3 protein-coding genes and 1 tRNA gene are annotated in these 4,889 nt (G+C 71.1%); 3 read left to right on the top strand and 1 reads right to left on the bottom strand.

Annotation, left to right across the window (positions count from 1 at the left end; all coding sequences use genetic code 11):
- The first annotated feature begins 131 nt into the window (after nt 1-131).
- Together M8J74_RS22170 and M8J74_RS22165 are read left to right on the top strand one after the other, a co-directional pair.
- A complete protein-coding gene (locus M8J74_RS22170) occupies nt 132-794 on the top strand; it encodes a DegT/DnrJ/EryC1/StrS family aminotransferase (RefSeq protein WP_249838116.1) in 663 nt (220 codons plus the stop codon).
- Nucleotides 795-870: 76 nt separating this feature from the next.
- A tRNA-Thr gene (locus M8J74_RS22165) sits at nt 871-943 on the top strand.
- A gap of 50 nt (nt 944-993) precedes the next feature.
- Here M8J74_RS22165 and M8J74_RS22160 read toward each other — a convergent pair.
- Nucleotides 994-3,747, bottom strand: coding sequence for a SpoIIE family protein phosphatase (locus M8J74_RS22160; protein WP_249838115.1), 2,754 nt, complete (start codon nt 3,745-3,747; stop codon nt 994-996).
- A gap of 377 nt (nt 3,748-4,124) precedes the next feature.
- Here M8J74_RS22160 and M8J74_RS22155 point away from each other — a divergent pair.
- Nucleotides 4,125-4,889 (top strand): HAMP domain-containing protein (locus M8J74_RS22155; protein WP_249838114.1); only part of this gene is annotated, 765 nt, incomplete at its 3' end.

The raw sequence follows: 4,889 nt of genomic DNA, 5'->3' as shown, positions 1-4,889 counted from the left end.
GAGTAGGACGCCGCCGAACAATTATTCAGGGTTGGTCCCGGAACTTAGGTTCCGGGACCAACCCTTTTTTATTTCACGTCACTTGGAGTTCACGTTGCGCAACGAGCATCCACAGCATGGGTACTGCTGCGATGCTCAGGGCCGCCGGTGTCGGACTCGGTGACGAGGTGGTCGTGCCGGCCTTCGGGAACGTCGAGGTCGCCGAGGCCGTTGCCATGGCCGGAGCGCTGCCGGTGTTCGCCGACATAGATCCGGTCACGTACTGCCTCGACGCGTCCGCCGTGGAGGCGGCGACAACTCCGCGGACCGCGGCCGTCGTTGTCGTCCACCGCTTCGGGCGGCCGGCCGACATTCCCCGGCTGCACGACGTCGGGCAGCGGCACGGACTCCTGGTGCTGGAGCAGGGGGAGTCCGAGGCGCCGTACGACGAGATCGCGCAGCGCCGGGAGCGGGCCGCCTATCTCGACGCCAAGTTGAGGGGTGTGCGCACGCCCGACGGCGGTGACGGGCACACCTACCAGCAGTACGTGGTGCGGGTGCCCGGGAACGGGCGACCGGACCGGGACGCCTTCGCACGGGCCTTGCGGGCGCGCGGAGTCGAGTGCCGGGTGCCGGTGAAGACTCCCGTGCACCGGCTGCCGGAATTCCGGCGCTGTCTTTCCTTGCCGGAGACCGAACGCGCCGCCGACGAGACGCTCGCGCTGCCCGTGGACACCGCGCTGACGAAGCGGGACATGCAGCGCATCGTGGGCGCTTGCAATGCGCTGGGCGGGCTGCTTCAGCCGGCTTTCTGAGCGTGGTTGGGAGCACGCGAGTGTTCGGGGTATGATCTATTCCGTTGCCGCGGGGGAAACCCCGAGAAGGCGACAGGCCCCCTTAGCTCAGTCGGCAGAGCGTCTCCATGGTAAGGAGAAGGTCAACGGTTCGATTCCGTTAGGGGGCTCCGACAGAAAAGAACCCCCCGCCCTTTCGGGTGGGGGGTTCTTTTCGTATTCAGTCCTTCTGGAGGCCGGGGACCCGCATGGCCAGGATCGCCATGTCGTCGGACGGGGCGTCCGACGCGAAGCGCTCCACGGCGCGCATGATGCGTGCGGCGACCGCGCCCGCCGTCAGGCCCGTGCAGGTCGTCAGGACGTCGGTGAGGCCGTCGTCGCCCAGCATGCGCGTGCCCTCGCGGCGCTCCGTGACGCCGTCCGTGACGCACAGCAGGACGTCACCGGGGTCGAGGGTGACCGTCTCCTCGTACAGGTCGAGGTCCTCCATGACGCCCAGGAGCGGCTGGGGCTCGGCGGCCGGTTCGACCGTGCCGTCCTGGCGCAGGCGGAGCGGCAGGGGGTGGCCGGCGCAGACCACCTTCAGTTCCGCGCTGCCGTCCTCCTGGGGGCGCAGCTCGCCGTAGAGGAGGGTCAGGAAGCGGCTGCGGGCTCCCTCGTCGAGGATCGCGGAGTTGAGGCGCTCCAGAACCGCCGGGCCGCTCAGGCCCTCGCGGGCGAGCAGCCGCAGGGCGTGCCGGGCCAGGCCCGTGACGGCCGCCGCGTTCGGGCCCGTACCGCAGACGTCGCCGATGGCGAAGCCGTAGGCGCCGTCGCTGATCGGGAAGAGGTCGTAGAAGTCGCCGCCGACCTCGTTGCCCTCGCCGGCCGCGCGGTAGATGACCTCGACCTCGACGCCGTCGATCTCGGGGAGCTCGGGCGGCAGGAGGCTGCGCTGGAGGGACTGGCTGATCGCGGTGCGCTCCGAGTACAGGCGGGCGTTGTCCAGCGCCAGTGCGGCCCGTCGGCTCAAGTCCTCGGCCAGTTCCAGGATTTCCTGGCGGAAGTGTTCGTCGGTGGGCTTGCCGAGCGTCAGCATGCCGATGACGCGGTTGCGGGCCACCAGCGGCAGGACGACCGTCTCGCCGCCCACGGCGGACGCCGTGGCGAGCGTGGGGCCGATCCCGGAGGCGACCTGGCGGGTCGGGCCGCCGGACAGGCCGAGGCTGCGCATGGAGCTGCGCAGGGCCGACTGGTGGGCGACCTCGCCGGGGGCGGACCAGACGCGCGCGCCGGGCGTCGGCACCGGGTCCGGCGGGGGGACCTTGGAGAGCAACGACTTGATGCCGTCGATGAGTTCCTCGTCCTCGTGCAGGACATAGGAGAGGTACGGCTCGGAGGCCTGGTCGGCGATCGTGTAGACCGCGCACCAGGTGGCCAGGGTGGGGACGGTCATCTGGGCCATCAGAGCCAGCGTTTGGTCGCGGTCCAGGGTGCCGGCCAGCAGGTCGGAGGCCTCGACCAGGAAGCTGAGGGAGCCCCTGCGCAGCCGCTCCAGCTCGCCCAGGCGTGCGGACTCGACGGCCAGCGCGATGCGGTCGGCCGCGAACTGCAGGCGCAGGGCCTCCTCGTTGGAGTATCTGCCCGGGGACTCGGCGGCGACGCCAAGGGAGCCGGTCAGGCGGCCCTCGACCTTCAGGGGCACCGTGACGACCGAGCGCATGCCCGTGCCGCTCAGCAGCGGTACGGCGCCCGGGACGGCCGCCAGGTCGTCGTGGACCGCCGGCATGCGGGCCGAGCCGTAGCGGCCGGGGCCCGCCTCGACGGGCACGCGCGCGAAGCGCTGCCGGGCGGAGGGCAGGCCGGTCGAGGCGCGGACCTCCAGTTCCGTCTCGTCGTCGGTCGCGAGGAGCAGGAAGGCCGAGTCGGCGTCGAGCATGTCGCGGGCGCGCTCGACCGTGCGCTGCAGGAGGCCGTCGAGGTCGTCCGGGGCGGGGGAGCCGATGAACACCTCGAACGGGTCGGTGTTCTGGCCCTCGGCGGTGGACCCGGAGTCGGAGGCGGGACCGCGCAGCGGCGTCTGCAGGACGGCCCGCTCGTGGTCGCGGACGAGGAGGCAGACCGTGGAGGGCTCGCCGCCGGTGTCGCGGACGCGGAGGTGGGAGGCGTACACGGGGGTGACGCGGCCGTTGGCGCCCCTTATGCCGTAGCTGCCCTCCCAGCGGGAGAGCTGGAGCGCCTCCGCGATGCCGGTGCTGGTGCCGGGGGTGTGTGGCCAGGCGGCGAGATCGGTGAGGGGCTTTCCGATCACCTGCTCGGCCGGGTAGCCGAAGAGCTCCTCCGCGTCCTCGTTCCAGGACGTGATGGAGCCGGTGCGGTCGATCTGGACGACCGCGACCCGGACTCTGCCGTCGGCGAGCGGGAGCAGGTCCGCGGGGAGCGAGGGGCCGGCCGCGCGGGTGCCCACGGCGCGCTCGGGGAGGTCGAGCTGGAACCAGACCTGTTTCTGGGTGGGCGTGTACTCCACGCCCCAGCGTCCGGCGAGCGCCGCGCACAGCTGGAGTCCGCGGCCGCCCTCGCGGTCGGGGCTGCCCATGTTGACCGGGGAGCCCTGGAGGGGGATCTCGCGTTCCGGGTAGTGGTCGGCCACCTCGACCCGTACGCCGTCGTCCGTGCGCAGGCACAGGACGTCGGCCGAGGTACCCGCGTGCACCACCGCGTTGGTCACCAGCTCGCTGGTCAGGACCACGGCGTCGTCGACGATGTCGGCGAAGCCCCAGCCCTGCAAGGTGTCGCGGACGAAGGAGCGGGCGGTCGCTACGGATCGTCCGACGGGCTCGAAGCTGGCGGCCGCGCGCGCGGTGATCACAGAACTCCTCGGCCTGTTGTCGACGTGCAGGGCTGCGTGGCCGACCGGCTCGCCCCGCTGATGCGGCATGCGCGTGCCCGTCGGCCGGTCCGGGGGCTGTCCCCCGGGGATCAGTCCGGTGGTCATGTGTCCGGCCGTCCCTCCGATGCCCGCTCGATCTCGTACCACCGCCCAGGCCGGAACGGACCGGCGCGGCTGGACAGCCGCATGCAAGGTTACTTACCTTCGACGGCCGTGCGGATGCCGGTCTGCAGTGTTTCCGCCCAGAGGGTGTGCGGACGGTGTGCGAAGCTGCCGAACTGTTATGGCCGGGTTCAGCCGGGGTGAAACACTGGGCAAGCTTCTTGTGAAGGTCCGGTCAGGCCGAGTGACTTCTGGATGCAGCGGGCAGCAGCCCGAGGTGCGGCCTGGTATATCCGGCAGAAATACGCAGCAGTAACGGGTACCGCGAGCAGTAGCGGCGGAGAACAGCAGTAACGGTCGACCCCTGCGGGAGGGACACAGTGGAGTCTGGCGCAGCGACGCGGGGCACTAAGACGCGCGCGAAAGGCGGACAGTCCCTGGACAACCAGCGCCCACCACGCGGTGGCACCACCGCGGTGGACACGGCGGCCATGAACCGACTGCTGGCGGCCCTCGTGGCGATGCGTGACGGCAACTTCCGGAAGCGGCTGACCGTGTCCGGCGACGGCGTGATGTCGGAGATCGCCGCCGTCTTCAACGAGGTGGCCGACCGCAATCTGCATCTGACGGGCGAGCTGTCCCGGGTGCGGCGCATGGTGGGCCGCGAGGGCAAGCTGACCGAGCGCCTGGAGACGGGTGCGTACGAGGGGTCCTGGGCCGCCGCCATCGAGGCGTCCAACGCCCTCGTGGACGATCTCGTACGGCCCGTCTCCGAGGTCGGCCGGGTGCTCTCCGCGGTCGCCGAGGGCGATCTGTCGCCCCGGATGGAGCTGCGGACGCAGGCGCCGGACGGGACCGGGCATCCGCTGCGCGGCGAGTTCCTGAAGGTCGGCCGGACGGTGAACAACCTCGTCGACCAGCTGTCGACCTTCACCGACGAGGTCACGCGCGTGGCCAGCGAGGTGGGCACCGAGGGCAAGCTGGGCGGCCAGGCACGCGTGCGGGGCATGTCGGGTTCGTGGAAGGACCTCACGGACTCCGTCAACACGATGGCGTACCGGCTGACGGCCCAGGTGCGCGACATCGCCCTGGTGACGACGGCGGTGGCCAAGGGCGATCTGTCACGCAAAGTGACCGTGCACGTC

The sequence above is a fragment of the Streptomyces panaciradicis genome (assembly GCF_023516615.1).
Lineage (GTDB): Bacteria > Actinomycetota > Actinomycetes > Streptomycetales > Streptomycetaceae > Streptomyces > Streptomyces panaciradicis.
The sequence above is the reverse complement of the archived record's forward strand: the minus strand, read 5'-3'. Positions and strand labels throughout refer to the sequence as shown.

Coding starts and splice junctions, on each gene's coding strand:
- M8J74_RS22160 (WP_249838115.1), bottom strand. CDS start 3,747: ATGACCACCGGACTGATCCCCGGGGGACAGCCCCCGGACCGGCCGACG.
- M8J74_RS22170 (WP_249838116.1), top strand. CDS start 132: ATGCTCAGGGCCGCCGGTGTCGGACTCGGTGACGAGGTGGTCGTGCCG.